17 protein-coding genes and 1 pseudogene are annotated in these 15,504 nt (G+C 72.6%); 7 read left to right on the top strand and 11 right to left on the bottom strand.

The window, feature by feature from the left end; all coding sequences use genetic code 11:
- Positions 1-129: 129 nt before the first annotated feature.
- The 4 genes from QSK22_RS18820 to QSK22_RS18835 all read left to right on the top strand — a co-directional run bounded on the left by QSK22_RS18820 (position 130) and on the right by QSK22_RS18835 (position 2,202).
- Entirely contained in the window at positions 130-699 is a 570-nt protein-coding gene (locus QSK22_RS18820; protein ID WP_285495525.1) for an RNA polymerase sigma factor, read from the top strand.
- Complete coding sequence (locus QSK22_RS18825) at positions 696-1,406, top strand: hypothetical protein (RefSeq protein WP_285495527.1); 711 nt, start codon at positions 696-698, stop codon at positions 1,404-1,406. The genes QSK22_RS18820 and QSK22_RS18825 overlap by 4 nt, the downstream gene beginning before the upstream one ends.
- A gap of 76 nt (positions 1,407-1,482) precedes the next feature.
- Complete coding sequence (locus QSK22_RS18830) at positions 1,483-1,923, top strand: acyl-CoA thioesterase (protein ID WP_285495528.1); 441 nt, start codon at positions 1,483-1,485, stop codon at positions 1,921-1,923.
- A gap of 57 nt (positions 1,924-1,980) precedes the next feature.
- Positions 1,981-2,202: a hypothetical protein gene (locus tag QSK22_RS18835; protein ID WP_285495529.1), complete on the top strand. Its 222-nt coding sequence runs from the start codon at positions 1,981-1,983 to the stop codon at positions 2,200-2,202.
- A 144-nt stretch (positions 2,203-2,346) separates the two neighbouring features.
- Here the strand turns inward: QSK22_RS18835 and QSK22_RS18840 are convergent, their stop codons facing one another.
- The 3 genes from QSK22_RS18840 to QSK22_RS18850 all read right to left on the bottom strand — a co-directional run bounded on the left by QSK22_RS18840 (position 2,347) and on the right by QSK22_RS18850 (position 4,646).
- Positions 2,347-2,742, bottom strand: coding sequence for a globin (locus tag QSK22_RS18840; RefSeq protein WP_285495530.1), 396 nt, complete (start codon positions 2,740-2,742; stop codon positions 2,347-2,349).
- A 56-nt stretch (positions 2,743-2,798) separates the two neighbouring features.
- Positions 2,799-3,800 (bottom strand): mechanosensitive ion channel family protein, encoded by a 1,002-nt coding sequence (locus QSK22_RS18845; RefSeq protein WP_285495531.1) that lies wholly within the window; start codon positions 3,798-3,800, stop codon positions 2,799-2,801.
- Positions 3,801-4,238: 438 nt separating this feature from the next.
- Positions 4,239-4,646, bottom strand: a complete 408-nt coding sequence (locus QSK22_RS18850; RefSeq protein WP_285495532.1) for a hypothetical protein — start codon at positions 4,644-4,646, stop codon at positions 4,239-4,241.
- Between the two features lie 478 nt (positions 4,647-5,124).
- Between QSK22_RS18850 and QSK22_RS18855 the strand changes: the two genes are divergently transcribed.
- Together QSK22_RS18855 and QSK22_RS18860 are read left to right on the top strand one after the other, a co-directional pair.
- Positions 5,125-6,708 (top strand): NsdA family TPR-like regulatory protein, encoded by a 1,584-nt coding sequence (locus tag QSK22_RS18855; RefSeq protein ID WP_285495533.1) that lies wholly within the window; start codon positions 5,125-5,127, stop codon positions 6,706-6,708.
- Positions 6,709-6,715: 7 nt separating this feature from the next.
- Complete coding sequence (locus QSK22_RS18860; protein ID WP_285495534.1) at positions 6,716-7,357, top strand: GNAT family N-acetyltransferase; 642 nt, start codon at positions 6,716-6,718, stop codon at positions 7,355-7,357.
- Positions 7,358-7,367: 10 nt separating this feature from the next.
- Here QSK22_RS18860 and QSK22_RS18865 read toward each other — a convergent pair whose 3' ends face one another.
- The 7 genes from QSK22_RS18865 to QSK22_RS18895 all read right to left on the bottom strand — a co-directional run bounded on the left by QSK22_RS18865 (position 7,368) and on the right by QSK22_RS18895 (position 14,244).
- Positions 7,368-8,222: a class I SAM-dependent methyltransferase gene (locus QSK22_RS18865; protein ID WP_285495535.1), complete on the bottom strand. Its 855-nt coding sequence runs from the start codon at positions 8,220-8,222 to the stop codon at positions 7,368-7,370.
- 56 nt (positions 8,223-8,278) lie between these two features.
- Positions 8,279-10,384, bottom strand: a complete 2,106-nt coding sequence (locus QSK22_RS18870) for a prolyl oligopeptidase family serine peptidase (protein ID WP_285495536.1) — start codon at positions 10,382-10,384, stop codon at positions 8,279-8,281.
- 93 nt (positions 10,385-10,477) lie between these two features.
- On the bottom strand, positions 10,478-10,702 hold the full coding sequence (locus tag QSK22_RS18875) for an FmdB family zinc ribbon protein (RefSeq protein ID WP_285495537.1): 225 nt from the start codon (positions 10,700-10,702) through the stop codon (positions 10,478-10,480).
- A gap of 52 nt (positions 10,703-10,754) precedes the next feature.
- A complete protein-coding gene (locus QSK22_RS18880) occupies positions 10,755-11,264 on the bottom strand; it encodes an HNH endonuclease (RefSeq protein WP_285495538.1) in 510 nt (169 codons plus the stop codon).
- Between the two features lie 390 nt (positions 11,265-11,654).
- Positions 11,655-12,653: a chromosomal replication initiator protein DnaA gene (locus QSK22_RS18885; protein ID WP_285495539.1), complete on the bottom strand. Its 999-nt coding sequence runs from the start codon at positions 12,651-12,653 to the stop codon at positions 11,655-11,657.
- 345 nt (positions 12,654-12,998) lie between these two features.
- Complete coding sequence (locus QSK22_RS18890; protein WP_285495540.1) at positions 12,999-13,364, bottom strand: NADPH-dependent FMN reductase; 366 nt, start codon at positions 13,362-13,364, stop codon at positions 12,999-13,001.
- 94 nt (positions 13,365-13,458) lie between these two features.
- Positions 13,459-14,244: an amidohydrolase family protein gene (locus QSK22_RS18895; protein ID WP_285495541.1), complete on the bottom strand. Its 786-nt coding sequence runs from the start codon at positions 14,242-14,244 to the stop codon at positions 13,459-13,461.
- A gap of 98 nt (positions 14,245-14,342) precedes the next feature.
- Between QSK22_RS18895 and QSK22_RS18900 the strand changes: the two genes are divergently transcribed.
- On the top strand, positions 14,343-14,702 hold the full coding sequence (locus QSK22_RS18900; protein WP_285495542.1) for a MerR family transcriptional regulator: 360 nt from the start codon (positions 14,343-14,345) through the stop codon (positions 14,700-14,702).
- Between the two features lie 438 nt (positions 14,703-15,140).
- On the opposite strand, the pseudogene QSK22_RS33780 reads toward QSK22_RS18900, so the two are convergent.
- Positions 15,141-15,494 (bottom strand): annotated as a pseudogene (locus QSK22_RS33780) (FCD domain-containing protein); the annotation flags it as partial.
- Positions 15,495-15,504 lie beyond the last annotated feature (10 nt).

Below are 15,504 nucleotides of genomic sequence, written 5' to 3' on the forward strand. Positions count from 1 at the left end.
GCCCGTGCATGGATTTCTGACAGCATCCGCCGTCCCCCTCGGCGGGTGTCCGCGACACGTCCGGACGGACGGCCGGGCGGCCGTCTGGAGGGAGCCCAAGGGAAGCGTCATCGTCATCGGGGCGGCGCGGTGACGCGGGAGGGGAAGGAGCCTCCCGACCGGGCGGGTCGCGAGGCGCTGGGGTCGTACGCGGAGTTCTACCGCTACTGGATGCCGAGGCTGACCGGGTATCTGCGGGCCCAGACGTCCGACTCGCGGTGGGTGGAGGACGTGGCGCAGGAGAGCATGCTGGCCGCGCGCGCCCGCTGGGACGAGCTGATGACCTACGACAAGCCCGGAGCCTGGCTGTTCCGGGTCGCGACGATCATGTTGCGGCGGTGGCAGGCGCGGGCCCGGGAGCAGTGCACCTCGCTCGACGACATGGTGACGCGCGGCACCGCGCCGGTCGTCGTGGACGCAGGCGGCGCCGAGGAGCGGGTCGATCTGATGAACGCGGTGCGGACGCTGCCCCGGCGCCAGCGGGAGGCGGTCGCCCTGCACTGCCTGCTGGGGTTTCCGCTGGGGGAGGTGGCGCAGATCCTCGGGATCAGCGAGGGGGCGGCCAAGACCCACGTCCACCGGGCCCGGCGGAGGCTCGCGGAACTGCTGCGCCCGGCGGCCGGGCCCGCTGCGGCGCCGCGCGCGGAGGGGATGACGTGAAAGAGCAGGAGCACCTTGACCGGCTGCTGGCCGACGCGGCGTCCGCGATCGCGGCGATGCCCGAGGCCGAGTTCGCCGTCGGCCTGCGCGAGCTGGAGGAGGCCTACCGCAGGCGCCACCGCGACGACCTGGCCAGGGCGCGGTACGCGGCGTTCCTGGACTCGTTGGAGCTGGAGCGGGCGGCGTACGAACTGGCCGAGCGGTACGACCGGGAGGGCGGGCTGGAGGAAGCCGCCCGGTGGTACCGGGTCGCCGCGCGCAACGACCACGCCGACGCGGCGCTGCGGCTGGGGCGGACGCTCGATCTGCTCGCCGGACGGTGCGCCGAGCGGGCCTGCGGCGACTCCTACAGCGCTCAGCGCGAGGAGTTCCATCTGGTCACCGAGGCCGCGCAGGCGTACGCGGAGGCGTATGCGGCCGGGCATGTGGAGGCGGCGGACCTGATCGACGAGATGCTGGCGGCGTTCACCCGGCGGCAGCGGGTGCCGGTGCGGCCGGCGGACGGGGCCGAGCCCGCCGACGGCTGCACCTACATCCGCGACTTCACGCCCGCCACCGGAGTGCTGCGGGAGGAGGAGATCCAGGAGCTGAGCCGGCACGCCGCGCAGTGCCTGCCGTGCCTGGCGGAGTTCGTCCTGCTGGTGAAGGCGGCGGCCGCGGCGACCCCGGCGGGCTACGTGGCCGATCCGTTCGCCGTGGCGGATTAGCCCGAGGCCGGCGTCGCGGCCGTTGCGGGGCGTGGATACGATCGGCCCGGTTCGTCCGCTACTCCCGGGTGAGGGCATGCAACGCGAGATCTCCGCCGATGCCGGCTTCCGGCACGTCTACGAATTCCACATCAGGTTCGGCGACATCGACTCGCAGGGGCATGTCAACAACGTCAAGTTCCTGGGATACCTGGAGGACGCGCGGCTGGAGATGTTCCACGGCGACCCGGTGCGCAAGGGCGAGGAGCCGGTGCGCGGCATGGTCGTCGCCCGGCACGAGATCGACTATCTCCGGCCGCTGCTGCCGTCGGTGTATCCGGTGCGCGTGGAGAGCTGGGTCACCGAGGTGCGGAGCGCGTCGTTCAAGCTGGCCTACGAGGTGCGCGACGACGAGCAGGTGTACGCGCGCGCCGTCTCGGTGATGGTGGCGTTCGACGTGGAGGCGGGGCGGGTGCGCCGTTTCACCCCCCGCGAGCGGGAGTTCATCGCCCGCTATCAGCCCGCCGACCTGGGGTAACGATCTCCCTTTACGGGTAGTGAAGGGGAAGCGAAAACCTCCCTTGAGGTGGCGTTCATGTCCCCCTATATCGCTGCCTGGATCTTCTGGATCCTGATGTTCTTCGCCATCGAACTGCCCGCGGTGTTCAACCGGCAGCCCGGTGACACCCTCTCCGAACTGGTCTGGGGTGTGTTCGCCGTGCGCGGCAAGCCGGCCGGATGGCAGTTGCGACGGCTGGTGCTGGTGCTCGGGCTCGGATGGCTGGTCGCGCATTTCCTCTCCGGCGGCCGCATCTGAGCCGCATCCCCCCGGCGGGCCGGTCCGTTGTTGCGCGCTGTGCCTGTTGCGGATGCCACGACGCGTCCGTCACACACGGATGCGTAGCGAGCAGCGCAGGAGCCCGCGGCACAGGCTGAGTGGCCGGCCTTCGGACGCCACGTCCTACTGGCCGGAGACGGGGGCGTTGACCAGGCTGTGCGCGGCCATGGTCAGGTAGTTCCACAGCATCTCGTCGAGGTGCTCGGGCAGGCCCAGCTCGTCGACGGCGTCGCGCATGTGCTTCAGCCACGCGTCGCGCTCGGCCTCGCCGATCACGAACGGGGCGTGCCGCATGCGCAGCCGCGGATGCCCGCGCCGCCGGCTGTAGGTGTTCGGGCCGCCCCAGTACTGGATGAGGAACAGCCGCAGCCTCTCCTCGGCCGGGCCGAGATCCTCCTCCGGGTAGAGGGGACGGAGCAGGGGGTCCTCCGCGACGCCCTGGTAGAAGCGGTGGACCAGACGCCGGAAGGTCTCCTCGCCGCCGACCGCTTCGTAGAAGGTCACCTGTTGCTCAGCCATAGCGCGTCCAGCCTATTTCACACGGCGCACCCCGGCCGCCGGGCCGGGCCGCCCGCTCAGGCCGGGGCGGCGGGGGCGGCGACGGACACGCCCGCCTCGTCGAACGCCTTCTTGACGCGTTCGCGCAGCTCGCGGGCGACGTCGCCCTGCCGCCCGGGGGCGGTCTTGAGCACCACGCGGATGACCATGGCGTCGCCCGCCAGCGCCTGCACGCCCCATACCGACGGCTCCTCCAGGACGAGCTCCTCCCAGGCGGGGTCGGCGGCCAGCGCGTCGGCGGTGTTCTTGAGGATCTGGCTGACCTTCTCGGTGTCCTCGTGGATGTCCACGGGGATGTCCAGCACGGCGCGGCCCCAGTTCTGGGACTCGTTGCCCACCTTCTTGATCTCGCCGTTGGGAACGTACCACACCACCCCGTTGACGTCCCGCATCCGGGTGACCCGCAGGGTGACCGCCTCGACGGTGCCCTTGGCGCTGCCCACGTCGATCACATCGCCGACGCCGTACTGATCCTCCAACAGCATGAACAGCCCGGCCAGCACGTCCTTGACGATGTTCTGCGCGCCGAAGCCCACCGCCGCGCCGATCACGGTGGCGCTGGCCAGCACCGGGGTGAGGTTCAGGCCGATCTGCCCGAGGATGCTGAACAGCGCGGTCCCCATGATCACAATCGAGGCGATGCTGCGCAGCACCGACCCCACCGTCTTGGCGCGCTGGGCCCGCCGCTGGTTGAGCAGCGCCGGCGACCCGTCGAACACCGTGCGGGTCCGCTCGCGGACCTTCTCCGACATGGTGCTCTCGGCCATCCGCAGCGTGATGCGGGTGATCATGCGGTGCGCCATCGAGCGCAGCAGCAGCGCCACCGCGAGCGTGACGATGATCGTGAGGATCAGGTAGAGGGGCCGGTCCAGCCATGTCTTGAAGAACCGGGTGAACCCCTCGTTGTGGGAGATGCCCCATACCAGCCGGCAGGCGACGCTGGGGTCCTGGCTCTGGCACGCCTGCTCGGGTGTGCCGTCCTGGGCCCAGGGCAGGGACGCTTGGAGGCTGAGCGGCATAGGTGTCGAACCCTCCCGGCAGGTCGTCGACGTCGCCGCGGGTGCACGGCGTCAGCGGCGTGGACGCTGCGGCCACCGCCGTGGGGCGAGGCGTCCGCGACGATCGTAAGCGACGTCGCGCGGCGTTCCCACCTCGGCGAGCACGCCCTCACCCCACCGGCGGCGGCCACCGCACCCGACCGGCCGCCCGCTCCAGACGACGCCGACGCGGCACGTCCGAGGCGCGTGTCGGGTGGATGAAAGTCGCAAGGGCGGCGGTCGGTCGCGTGGGGCGGTGTGCGGACCCCAACGTGCCCCCGGGCGTCCGCGGGTATCGGCATGAGCCCACCGGGTGGGGGTGCGTGGAGATCGGAAAGAGTGGCGGTGGAGGATGGTCCGGGACCTCGTGGGGTCCGCGGCCGCCGCGCCAGGCCGCGGCCCCACGAGGCGGTGCCCCGGCTAGGCGTGGCGGTTGGGCCACTTCCCGGCCGGGTCCGGACCGCGACCCCGGAGTCCCTGCCCCTCCGGATCGCGGGTCTGAACGCAACTTTCGTCGCCAGTTTTGCCGTGAGTTTCGCGGCGCGTCTCCTCGGGAAGCGGCTGCAGCACGCGCTCCAGTTTGACGGCGGCGCCGGACGGGTCGTCCACCCGGTGCATACGCTCGCCCCAGGACCACCAGTAGTAGTGGTCCGGCGACTCGGGGGCGGGGGCGCAGGTGATGTCCTCCGCCAGGCTGGCCGCCTCGGGGTTGACCACCCGCAGGAACGCCGGGCCCGAGCGGGTGTGCACCACCCGGGCGACCAGCCCGCGCGTGTCGAGTTCCTGTTCAAGCTCCCTGAGGTAGCCGACGCGTTCGTCGCTGACCACCCGGGCACCCCCTCTGTCGATCGTGCTGCGACGAGGACCGACCGGACGCTTCCCCGTGGGCTCGAAGTGATCGAACTGTGTGGATCGGTTCTGTCGCTCGCCGTGAGAATTGCAACTCTCACGGTGGCCGGTCAAGAGGCGGCTGTCTCGCGAAGTCCCGGATTCGCCCGTGACTGGGCGACGGACGTCCACCGGCGGAGGAAAAATCTCTACCATCAGATCTCCTCCCACACACGATCCGTTCGCGTTTACGGGAAATGGCTTGGCCTGTCCCGGCGTCAGGGTTACGCTGCGTGCGCAAGAAATCATCTCCCGTGGTCATTGCAAACGCCGGTCGCCACGGCTCCGGGACGGTCCTAAATGATCATCCTGCGCCGTGCGGTGAGGAGGCCGGAAAACGATGTCGGACCCCCCACGCAAGGAAACCGACATAGCGCGCCAAATACGCGCGCGGGGTCTTGCGCACGGCCGTTCCCCCGTGCAGATCGCGCGGGAAATCCACGACCACTGCGGGCCGCTGTTCGGCACCAGCCGGATCAAGGCGCACCGGCTGTCCCACGGGGTCTCGCTGTCCGACATCGTCGCCCAGGTCAGGGCCCTGTACGAACTGGACGGCAAGGCGCCGCCCCGGCTCGGGGAGACGCTGCTGTCGGCCTATGAGAGCGGCTACAAGCGGCCCGGCCCCGAGTACCTCCACTACCTGTGCGCCGTCTACCGGGTGGAACCCGACGATCTCGGCTACCAGAACCCCTGCATCTGCGGCCGTGGTCACGCCGTCCGCCCCGCCGTCGCCGCCGCGGGCGGGCGCCCCGCCCCCGCGGCCGCGCCGGTGCCGGACGGGGAGGCCGACGCCCTCGTAGGAGCGGTCGTCCCGCGACCGGACGACCGCCAGTTGATAACGGTCAACGATTCGCGGGGGCCGGACCGCGCCGACGGGCCCGCGCCCATCGATGTGGGTGAGGAGGACATCGTGCTTCGTAGAACCCTTCTGCAGCTGCTGGCCGGGGCGGGCGTGACGCTGGACGGCCAGTTCCTCGGGGCGGTTGACGGCATCCGGCGCAAGATGGACGACACCCTGGTCAACGCGACCGTCTCGGCGACGATGCTCGACCAGTGGGAGGAGACCACGCTCGCCTACGGCCGCCAGTACCAGGCCACGCCGTCGCTGCGGATGCTGTGCGACGTGCTGCTCGACTTCAGCGAGGTGCGCCGCATGTGCGACCGGCGGCAGCCGGTGGAACTGCAGGAGCGGCTGTGCCGGATCGCCGCCCAGCTGGCCGGGCTGTCCGGGCTGATCATGATCAACCTGGGGGACCACCGGCTGGCGCGGTCCTTCTTTCGCACCGCCCGCACCGCCGCCGACGAGAGCGGCGACCGCGCGCTGCGGGCCTGGGTGACGGTGCGCGAGTCGCTGGTGCCGATGTACTACGGCGATCCGCGCGAGGCCCTCCAGCTGGCGCGCAAGGCGCAGGACCTGGCGGGACGCGGGCCCAGCGTGGCGGGCGCGATGGCGCCCGCCGTGGAGGCGCGCGCCCTCGGCATGCTCGCCCTGCGCGGACGCGGCGACGCCGCCCCCAGCGCCCGCCGCGCCCTGGTGCGCGGCCGCGCCGTGTTCGACCAGCTGTCCAAGGACAACACCAGCGACTTGGTGTTCGGATTCACCGAGCGGCAGCTGACGTTCTACGAGGGCGACACGCTCACCAGCCTGGGCGACCACCGGCACGGCGACGAGGTGCTCAGCCGCGCGCTGACCCTGTACTCGCCCAGCGACCACGTGGACCTGACCCTGGTCCGCCTCGACCGGGCCGCCTGCAAGTTGCAGGCCGGCCATCCGGACGCGGCGCTGCAGGAGGCGCAGGCCGCCATCACCGAACTGCCGGCCGAGCACCGCTCCGACATCCTGGTGCACCGCGCGCGTCAGCTCGGCGCCGCCGTGCGCGGCAAGCACGGCGAGATGCCCCAGTTGAACGAGTTCTACGAGGCACTGGCGGCGGCGCCGTGGGTCAAGAGCCCCGCCGCCGGGGACGCCCCGCCGGCCGTCCCCCCGGCCGAGCAGGTGTGACCGCGCCATGGCGGCGGCACACCGCGGCGCCGTCCCGGCGTCCGGCGCCGACGCGCACGGCGCGGGCGCCGACGGGCGGGGGGCGGCGGAGCGCACCCGGGGCTGCGAGGCGGCGGGGGCCGGTTCGCTCCGGAGCCTGGTCCGGCTCCGGGGCGAGCCGCCGGAATGGTGCTTCGGACGGCTCAGGCTGCGGCGCTACCGGCGCGGCGACCATGCGACGGTGCTCGCCCTGCACCGCGAGGGGCTCGCCCAGGTGGGGCTGCGGCCCGGCGACGGCATCTACTACGAGCACGACCTTTTCCGCATGGAGGAGATCTACCTGCGCGACGGCGGCGAGTTCCTCGTCGGGGAACTGGACGGGGAGATCGTCGCCATGGGCGGGCTGCGCGCCGCCGACCCGGCCGAGGGCGCGGCCGAGATGGTACGGCTGCGGGTGCGGCCGGACGTCCAGCGGTGCGGCTACGGGTCGGCCGTCGTCCGGGCGCTGGAGCAGCGGGCCGCCGAGTACGGCTACCGGCTGCTGCGCGCCGACACCACCGAGTTGCAGGAGCCGGCGCTGCGCCTGTACCGGCGCTTCGGCTGGACCGAGACCCGGCGCGCGGTGATCGGCGGAATCGTCAACATCTACCTGGAGAAACGCCTGCGCTGAGCGGCCCCGGTCACCCGGTGGCCGGGCCGTCCAGCCGCGCCCCCACCATCTGCATCAGCGGATACCGGCGCTGCCGGACGCCGGTGAGGCCCCGGTCGATCAGCGCCCTCGTGATCTCCCGGTCGCCGAACATCCGCATGCCCACCACCGCCCGGACCAGCTCGCCGCCCGCCCGGGACAGCGGCAGGTCCGGACGGCGCGAGGTGAGGATGACCAGGCGCCCGCCCGGTTTGAGGACGCGCACCATGGCGTCCAGGGCCGCCCACGGGTCGTCGAACAGATACAGGGCGCCGAAACAGCAGACGGCGTCGAAGCAGCCGTCCCGGAACGGCAGATCGACGGCGTTGCCGCGCACATAGCCGATCGCGGCGCGGCCCGGGGCCGGGGTGGGCCGCGCGACGGCCTCCTCCAGCATGGTGCGGGACGCGTCCAGCCCCACCACCAGGCCGCCTTCGGCGACGCCGGCGGCCAGCGCGCGGGTCACGTTGCCCGGCCCGCACGCCACGTCCAGCACCGTCGCCGCGGGCCCGGCGTCGCCGGGCTGCCCGAGCCCCAGCCAGTCGCGGGCCAGGGCGTGCTCCTCGGCGGTGTCGGGGCCGAACGGCCAGCCCTTGGCGATGTTGAAGCCGACCGGCCGCCACACCCGCTCGTAGATCCGAGGCAGGAACGTAGACTGCATCACCCGCTGGGCGAGCGTCGGGGACGGCCCGGCCCGCCGCCCGAGCAGGTCGAGATAGCCCGCGGACGGCTCGGCGGGCGCATCGGCGGGCACGCTGTCGGGCTCTGCGAGCAGCTCCGCGATCCGTTCCGATGGGAAGGGCGGCCGCTCGCGGGCGCCTCGGCCGTGGGCCGTCAACGAACTCATCCTCTTATTGGATCACTCGTCAACGCCTGCCGTCACCTCGGGGCGCCCGACCAGGATCAGGCCCCGCCGTCCAGCGCCAGGCCGGTCTGGGCGGCCAGGAACGACAGGGTGTCGGTCATCAGCTCCACCGACCGGCTGACCGAGCGGGCCGCGTGCCCGACCTGCGTCTCGTTGCGCAGCAGGATCGGCGCGTCGGCGAAGTCGCGGGACGTGGCGTGCTGCAGCGCCGCGCACATCTTGCGGGCGTGCAGCGGGTCCACGCGGGTGTCGCTGTCGAACACCGTGAACAGCACCGCCGGGTACGCCACGCCCTCGCGCACGTGGTGGTACGGCGAGTACGACAGCAGCCACCCCAGCTCCTCGGGGACCGCGGCCGAGCCGTACTCGTCGGTCCACGTCTCGCCCAGGCCGAACCGCTCGTACCGCACCATGTCCAGCAGCGGCGCCGAGCACACCACGGCCCGGTACAGGTCGGGACGCTGGGTGAGCGCCGCGCCCACCAGCAGCCCGCCGTTGGAGCCGCCGGAGATCGCCAGCCGGTCCGCAGCGGTCACGCCGTCGGCGATCAGGCGCTCGGCGGCGGCGTGGAAGTCGTCGAACACGTTCTGCTTGCGGTCCCGCATGCCCGCGCGATGCCACTGCTCGCCCTCCTCCGAGCCGCCGCGCAGGTTGGCGATCGCGTACACGCCGCCCGCCTCCACCCAGGCCAGGATGCTCGCCGAATAGGCGGGGGTGAGCGAGATGTTGAAGCCGCCGTAGCCGTAGAGGATCGTCGGCCGCGGCCCGTCCCCGCCGCCGGGGCGGGCCAGCACCAGCATCCGCACCGGCGTGCCGTCGTAGGACTCGTAGGTCACCTGCCGCGCCTCGATCGGCGGGACGTCCACCGCGCCGGGCGCCGTCGCCCACGTCGTGGTCTCGCCGGTGCGTGCGTCGTAGCGCAGCACGGTCGACGGCGTGACGTTGTCGGTGTAGCCGAACCACGCCTCGTGGCCGCCCTCCGGACGCTCCACGATGCCGCCGATCGAGCCGAGCCCGGGGGTGGGGACCCGGCCGATCCGCTCGCCGGTGGCCAGGTCGTGCACGGTGATCTCGCTGATCGCGTGGCGGGTCCAGCCCGCCAGCAGGACCGCCCGGCCGCCCAGCTCGGGCCCGTCGAGGACGGCGTAGTCGGTCAGCACCGCCTCGTCGTCCTGCGGGATCAGCTCGCGCCAGTTCTCGTAGCCGGGATCGGCCGGGTCGGTGACGCACAGCCGCGACCGGGGCGCGTCGCGGTCGGTGAACACGTAGGCGCGGCCGTCGCGGCCGACGTGCAGCCAGGCCGAGGCGTCCACGCCGACCTGCACGGGCTTCAGCTCGGGCCGTTCGGCGGGGGAGGAGGCCAGGTCGGCGAGCCACAGGTCGTTGCGCGGGGCGGTGCCCTGGGCCGCGGTGACGGTCAGCCACCGGCCGTCCCGGCTGACCCCGACGCCGTAGTAGTTGGTCTTGTCCAGCCCGTCACCGAAGATCAGCACATCGTCGGTGTCCGGGTCGGTGCCGACGCGGTGCAGGTAGACGCGGCGGTGGTACTGCTCCTCCCCGGCGGGGACGGCGTCGGCGGGCAGGCGCCGCACGTAGTAGTACGCCTCGCCGCCGGGCAGCCAGGACAGCGACGCGTGCCGGGTGCGGTCGATCGGGCCCTCGACGCGCTCGCCGGTCGCGACGTCGATCACGTACAGCCGGGACTCCTCGTCGCCCCCCTGCGACACCTTGTACGCCAGGCGCCGGCCCTCCTTGTCGGGGATCCAGGAGTCCAGCGTCGTGGTGCCCTCGGGGTCGATCGCCATGGGATCGACGAGCACGCGCTCGGTGCCGTCCGGGTCCACCGTGTAGAGGACGGGGTGCTCCTGCCCGCCGCCGCGGCGGGTGAAGAAGCGGCGTTCGCCCCGCCACACCGGGGAGCCGACGCTGCCCGCGCCCAGCAGCTCGCCGAGCCTGCGGCGCAGCCGGTCGCGGCCGGGCAGCCCGTCCACGGCCTTGTGGAACAGCTCCTCCTGGGCCGCCATCCACCGCTCGGTGTCGTCGCCGCGTTCCTCCAGCCAGCGGTAGGGGTCGGCGACCCGGTGGCCGTGGAGAACGTCGACGATGTCCTGGCGCTGCGCGAACGGATACGGCGGTCGGCTCATGGTTGGCACTGTATGCGCCCGCGCGCGGCGATCGCGCCCCCGGCCGCGAAGATCACCGGCTGTTCCCCGGCCGGCGCGGCGGCGGGGCCGGGCTCAGGAGCAGCAGCCCCCGCCGCAGCAGCCGCCTCCGCCGCCCGCCGCCGGACGCGGGGCGGAGGCGGTGGACCGTCCCATCCCGGTGACGGCCACCGTGGACAGCAGCTTCACGGTGTCGTCGTGCCCGGACGGGCAGCGCGCGGGCGCGGACGCCTCGCTCATCGGCCGGGACACCTCGAACGTCGATCCGCAGGCGCGGCAGCGGTAGTCATAACGTGGCACGCATCCCAGGATACGGCGTTGCGGCCGGAGAGCCGGGCCGCCGATCCGGGGCTCAGGCCGCCGATTCCGAGACGTAGGGCGCCCACTGCGGATCGCCGTCGTGGATGACGCCGATGAGCCTCCAGTGGGCGCCGCGTGGCACACCGGGCGTGACGTTGAGCGTCCACCCGAGTTCCTCCAGAAGCCGATCGGCCTTGCGGTGGTTGCACGCCATGCAGGAGGCCACGCAGTTCTCCCACACGTGCTTGCCGCCCCGGCTGCGCGGCAGCACGTGGTCGATGGTCTCGGCGCGGCGGCCGCAGTAGGCGCAGCGGTAGTTGTCGCGCCGCATCAGCGCGGCGCGGGTCAGGGGGACCCGGGTGCGGAACGGGATGCGCACGTACCGGCGGAGCCTGATGACCGAGGGGACCTCGATCGACATGCTCGCCGAGTGCAGTACCGCACCCGAGGAGTCGTTGTGCACGACCACGGCCTTCTCCCTGAGCACGAGGCAGACCGCCCGCCGGAGGGGAAGCGTGGTGAGTGGCTCGTACGTCGCGTTCAGGAGAAGGACCTGTCTCATCAGACGGCCCTCGCAGGGTCATGGTTGTCGTCCGCCTCGGTGGACGCGCTCGAGCGCGCCTCGCACCGAGGCCCGAGTATTGTCTCCGGCACCTGTGCACCCACCATGAGGACCTCCCCAGGGGCATAACTGGCCGAACCAGCGCTCGCCGACCGTCACGGCCGACCCGAAATCAGTGTGGCGCCTGAGAAGGTCGTCCGCTACCCCATTAATACCCCGCAAATTGGCCGATCTGAACGCGTGGCGGCCCCCGAGATCTTCGCGAAGTCCCTCGGGGGCCGCCATGGACGCGCACCCCGTCGACGGGTCGGCGCGACGGGTCGGCGCGTCCGGGAGGGCGGGGTGGGACGTGCCGCTCCGCTCCTGGACGTCCCGGCCCCGCCCCCGGTCTCAGTCGTCCTCGGCGGGGATGTCGCCCCGGTACGGCACGGTCCAATAGTGCATGCTGCCCACCTGGGTGCTCGGCTTGGCCTTGTCCGCCTGCACGGCGGCGGCCGGAACCGCCTTCTCACGCGGCTCCTTCCGGCGGGGCCGCATCTTGTCCTGCTGCTGGGCCTTGACGTGCTGGGCCTTGCTCTGGGGCCGCTTGCCGTGCTTGGCCTTGCCGCGCGTAACCGCCTTGCTGCGAGGAGCCTTGCCGCTCGCGGCCTTGGCGCGCGGGGCCTTGGCGCGCGGGGCGTGTGAAGCGGGCTTTCCGTGCCGGCCCTTGCTGCGGGGCTTCGTCCTGCCCCGGGGCTTCTTGCCGTGCGCGGACGCCTCGGCCCGCGGTGACGCGCCGTCCCGCGGCGGCCTGTCCCCGCGCGGTGTGCGCGGGTCGGCCGGCGCCGTCTGGTCGCCCTGCGGGGCCGCGGCGGGCGTCGTCTGCGGCTCGGACAGGTCGTCCGCCGGCCGGGTGGGCCGCCCGGCGGGCCGGTCGGGACCGTCCTGCTGCCGCGCGGTGCGGCGCCATGCCACCTTGCCGGCGAGGTTCACCCCGCCCTCCAGATTTTCCGGCAGCCGGGCCACCAGCGTGCCGGTGCGCGACTGCTTGGCCCGCAGCGACGGGTAGGCGCAGCGCACCACCCCCTCGGCGACCTTCCGGCACGCCCGGTTCGGCGAGCTGATCGGCACCGCCGGCTTGACGGTGTGCGTGACGACGACCCGGTACGCCGTGCGGCCGGTGCGGTTGCGCAGCCGCCACCGCCAGGTGACCTCGGTGCCGTTCGCGGAGATCCGCGGCACGGAGTAGGTCACCTCGACCTTGCCTCCGGCGGCCGGACGCGCCGCAGCCGGCTCGACCTTGGCGCATGCGGGCGGGCCCGCGGCCAGGCACGCGCCGGCCATGGCGGCTCCGACGGTGCCCAGCGCCGCGCGCGCCGACGCGCGGCCTCCCCCGATGACCATGTTCATGCTCCACCCCCAGTGTGGAAGACCAGCTGGTCAACGAGTCCCTTCTACCGAAGATCACCTGCGCGTTCACCTCGCCACACATGACGCGGACAGACGCTGGCAGGACTTTGCCGCGGGACGGGGGAGAACGCATCACGCCCCCGGAAACGCCGCCGCCGCCCCGCCCCCGCGCCCCCGAGGCGGGCCGAGCGGCTCGCCCGGTGGTGTGTGGCGCGGAGGTTGCGGGTACGGCCGGCCGCGCCGGGGGCAAAGACGCGCGTGGCGGCCCGTCCGGCTCATCCGCCGGCCGGGCCGCCAGTCCGATCATCCTCCGCGGGCACGCGCGGGAGGACGGTTTCGCCTCCGTCAGCCCTGTGCGGCGGCCGCGGCGGCGCGGGCGCGCAGCCGGCCGGGCTGCAGTTCGCCGCCGGCGCGGGCCTTGCTCAGGGCGGTCGACCACCAGGTCAGGTCCTCCAGCAGGATCTGCAGGCTGACACCGGCCATGGGGTCGGTGGGCTCGCCGGACGCGTCGAAGGCCTTGTGCACGAAGGGGAGGACCACGGTGTTGCGCAACGGGACGGCCTCGGCCTCGACGAACATCTGCGCCAGGTGCTCGATGGCGCGGATGCCGCCGCCGATCCCGCTGCTGTAGCCGACGGCGGCGACGGGCTTGTTGCGGAATCCGTACGACAGCCAGACGGTGTCGATGGCGTTCTTCAGCGCGCCCGGCACGCTGTCGGATCTCGTCGTCCTCGGCGCGGCGGACGCCTGTCCCTGGGGTTTGCGGGCACGTCCGCTAGCCCTCAGCTGCGGAGTGGGCGGTGTGTCACAGGCCGAGCAGGCGGGCGATCGTTCCGCCCATGACCATGTCCCGCACCTCGCCCGGTTCGGTGACCCGCTCGATGGTCGTCCGGGCCAGGACCGGGTCGCCGTACGGGGCGTCCGAGCCGAACAGGGTGCGCTCGGGGATCTCCCTGATCGCCAGCCGCACGGCGAAGACGATGTAGGCCGTGGACAGCTCCAGGTACATGCTCGGCGTGTCCCGGACCAGGTCGACGGCCTGCATCCAGTTGAGGCCGCCGAGTTGGCTGACCACCAGGGGGACGGCCGGATACCGCGCCGCCAGTTCCGCGAGGGTCGCCAGGTCGTCCGCGGTGGTCGGCGCGAATCCGTGGACGACCACCGGCAGGCCGCTGTGATCGGCCGCCGCCCGCAGGACCGGTTCGATCAGGTCCGCCCGTCCCGGCGGGGGCGTCAGCTCGCCGATCCCGCGGAACCCGCCCCCGACCACGTCGCGCTCCACCGCTTCGGCGATCTGCTCCGGCTCCAGATCCAACCGCACGCTTTTGAACCCGATGAACCGGTCCGGCCGCTCCGCGAGCGCCTCGTCCAGTTCACGCCACGCGATGCGGTACCCCTCGGCGTCGTCGGCCCGGCCCCCGATGGCCTCGTCGAGACGCGCCATCTCGCGGCGGAGCGACCCCAGATCGCCGGCCCGCTCGGGATGCGGCCGGGTGGGGAACAGCACCGCGCGGTCCACTCCCGCCTCGTCCAGCAGCCGCACGTGCGCCTCCACCGGATCGTGCACGTGGCTGTGCGCATCGATGATCAACAGTGTTTCCCTTCCGCGATGACCGGCCGGAATGCGGCCGGTGCAGCCACTGTTGCTCCTTGACACGGTTGGAAGGTCAAGCCGGAGGAGCGTGGATCTTGCTGATAGGGGAGCTGTCGCGCCGCACGGGGGTCAGCGAACGCCTGCTGCGCTACTACGAGCGCGTGGAGCTCATCCGGTCCGAGCGGCTCCCCAACGGCTACCGGGACTACGCCCCCGAGACCGTGGAGACGGTGCGCCGCATCCGCGCCCTGCTGGCCGCAGGCCTTTCCACCCGGATCATCCGCCGAATCCTTCCCTGCGCGTCCGGGGAGGGGATGCTCCGTCCCTGCCCCGGCGTCCTTGACAGCCTGCGCGACCAGTTGACCGTCCTCGACCAGCGCGCCGCCGACCTGGCCGAGGCCCGGGAACTCCTCCGCCAGACCATCGCCGCCACCGAGAACGCAACCGCCCCCTGATGGTGTGCGGGGGCCTGTGACCGGCTCAGGGCGGTCGGAGGCGTTCCGGCGGCATTCGGTCGAGCGCGTCCAACGCGTGGCCGATGCGGCCTCTCAGACCGATCACGCCACGACGGATCCGGGAGCGATCCGCACGGCTGCTGCCCTGGGCGAGGCTCCGTCACCGCTCTGGTCGGCTGCGAACTCGGGTGTCACGGCTCGGTGCGGCCGATCTGATAACGGCGGAGATGATCACGTTCAGGGAGCAGTTCCGCGCCATCGCCGATCGCTTTGACGAGCCGGTCGGCCGCCACCGCTGCGGCGTGTTACTCCGCTGACGCGAATTGTCGGACGCGCCTTAAGGAGAACCGGTGAGGGAGGACCAGACGGTGAAGTGCCTCGCATGGCGATGCGGGCGCCTTCGCTGTCGCGTTCGCCGATGGCTTCGACGATGCCATAGTGGACGGTGTCGATGACCCGGGTCTTGCCGGGTGCGGTCGGTTCGAGTTCGGCGGCCTGCTTGCGGCGTTCGGTCAGTTCCTGGTGGAGGACGTGGCTGAGGCCGTCGTGGAGGAGGTGGAAGACGGGGTTGTCGACGATGGCGTTGAGGCGCCGGTGGAACTCCAGGTCGGCTTTGAGGGCGCGTTCTTCGTCGCCGGCGCCGCTGGCGGCGACCATTTCGTCTACGAGTTCTCGGAGGCTGTCCACGTCGTCGGCGGTGGCGAGCCGCGCCGCCGCCTCCGCTAAACAGATTGGTCGGACCTTCTCGCCGTGCGGGAGTGCGGCGCGCCGGGCCAGGGCGGGCGGCAGCACGCGCGGCGGC

The organism is Actinomadura sp. NBRC 104425, assembly GCF_030269545.1.
GTDB lineage: Bacteria > Actinomycetota > Actinomycetes > Streptosporangiales > Streptosporangiaceae > Spirillospora > Spirillospora keratinilytica.

Excerpts from the sequence above, each read along its gene's own strand:
- QSK22_RS18830 (WP_285495528.1), top strand. The coding sequence starts at position 1,483 with ATGCAACGCGAGATCTCCGCCGATGCCGGCTTCCGGCACGTCTACGAA.
- QSK22_RS18835 (WP_285495529.1), top strand. The coding sequence starts at position 1,981 with ATGTCCCCCTATATCGCTGCCTGGATCTTCTGGATCCTGATGTTCTTC.
- QSK22_RS18840 (WP_285495530.1), bottom strand. The coding sequence starts at position 2,742 with ATGGCTGAGCAACAGGTGACCTTCTACGAAGCGGTCGGCGGCGAGGAG.
- QSK22_RS18845 (WP_285495531.1), bottom strand. The coding sequence starts at position 3,800 with ATGCCGCTCAGCCTCCAAGCGTCCCTGCCCTGGGCCCAGGACGGCACA.
- QSK22_RS18860 (WP_285495534.1), top strand. The coding sequence starts at position 6,716 with ATGGCGGCGGCACACCGCGGCGCCGTCCCGGCGTCCGGCGCCGACGCG.
- QSK22_RS18865 (WP_285495535.1), bottom strand. The coding sequence starts at position 8,222 with ATGAGTTCGTTGACGGCCCACGGCCGAGGCGCCCGCGAGCGGCCGCCC.
- QSK22_RS18870 (WP_285495536.1), bottom strand. The coding sequence starts at position 10,384 with ATGAGCCGACCGCCGTATCCGTTCGCGCAGCGCCAGGACATCGTCGAC.
- QSK22_RS18880 (WP_285495538.1), bottom strand. The coding sequence starts at position 11,264 with ATGAGACAGGTCCTTCTCCTGAACGCGACGTACGAGCCACTCACCACG.
- QSK22_RS18885 (WP_285495539.1), bottom strand. The coding sequence starts at position 12,653 with ATGAACATGGTCATCGGGGGAGGCCGCGCGTCGGCGCGCGCGGCGCTG.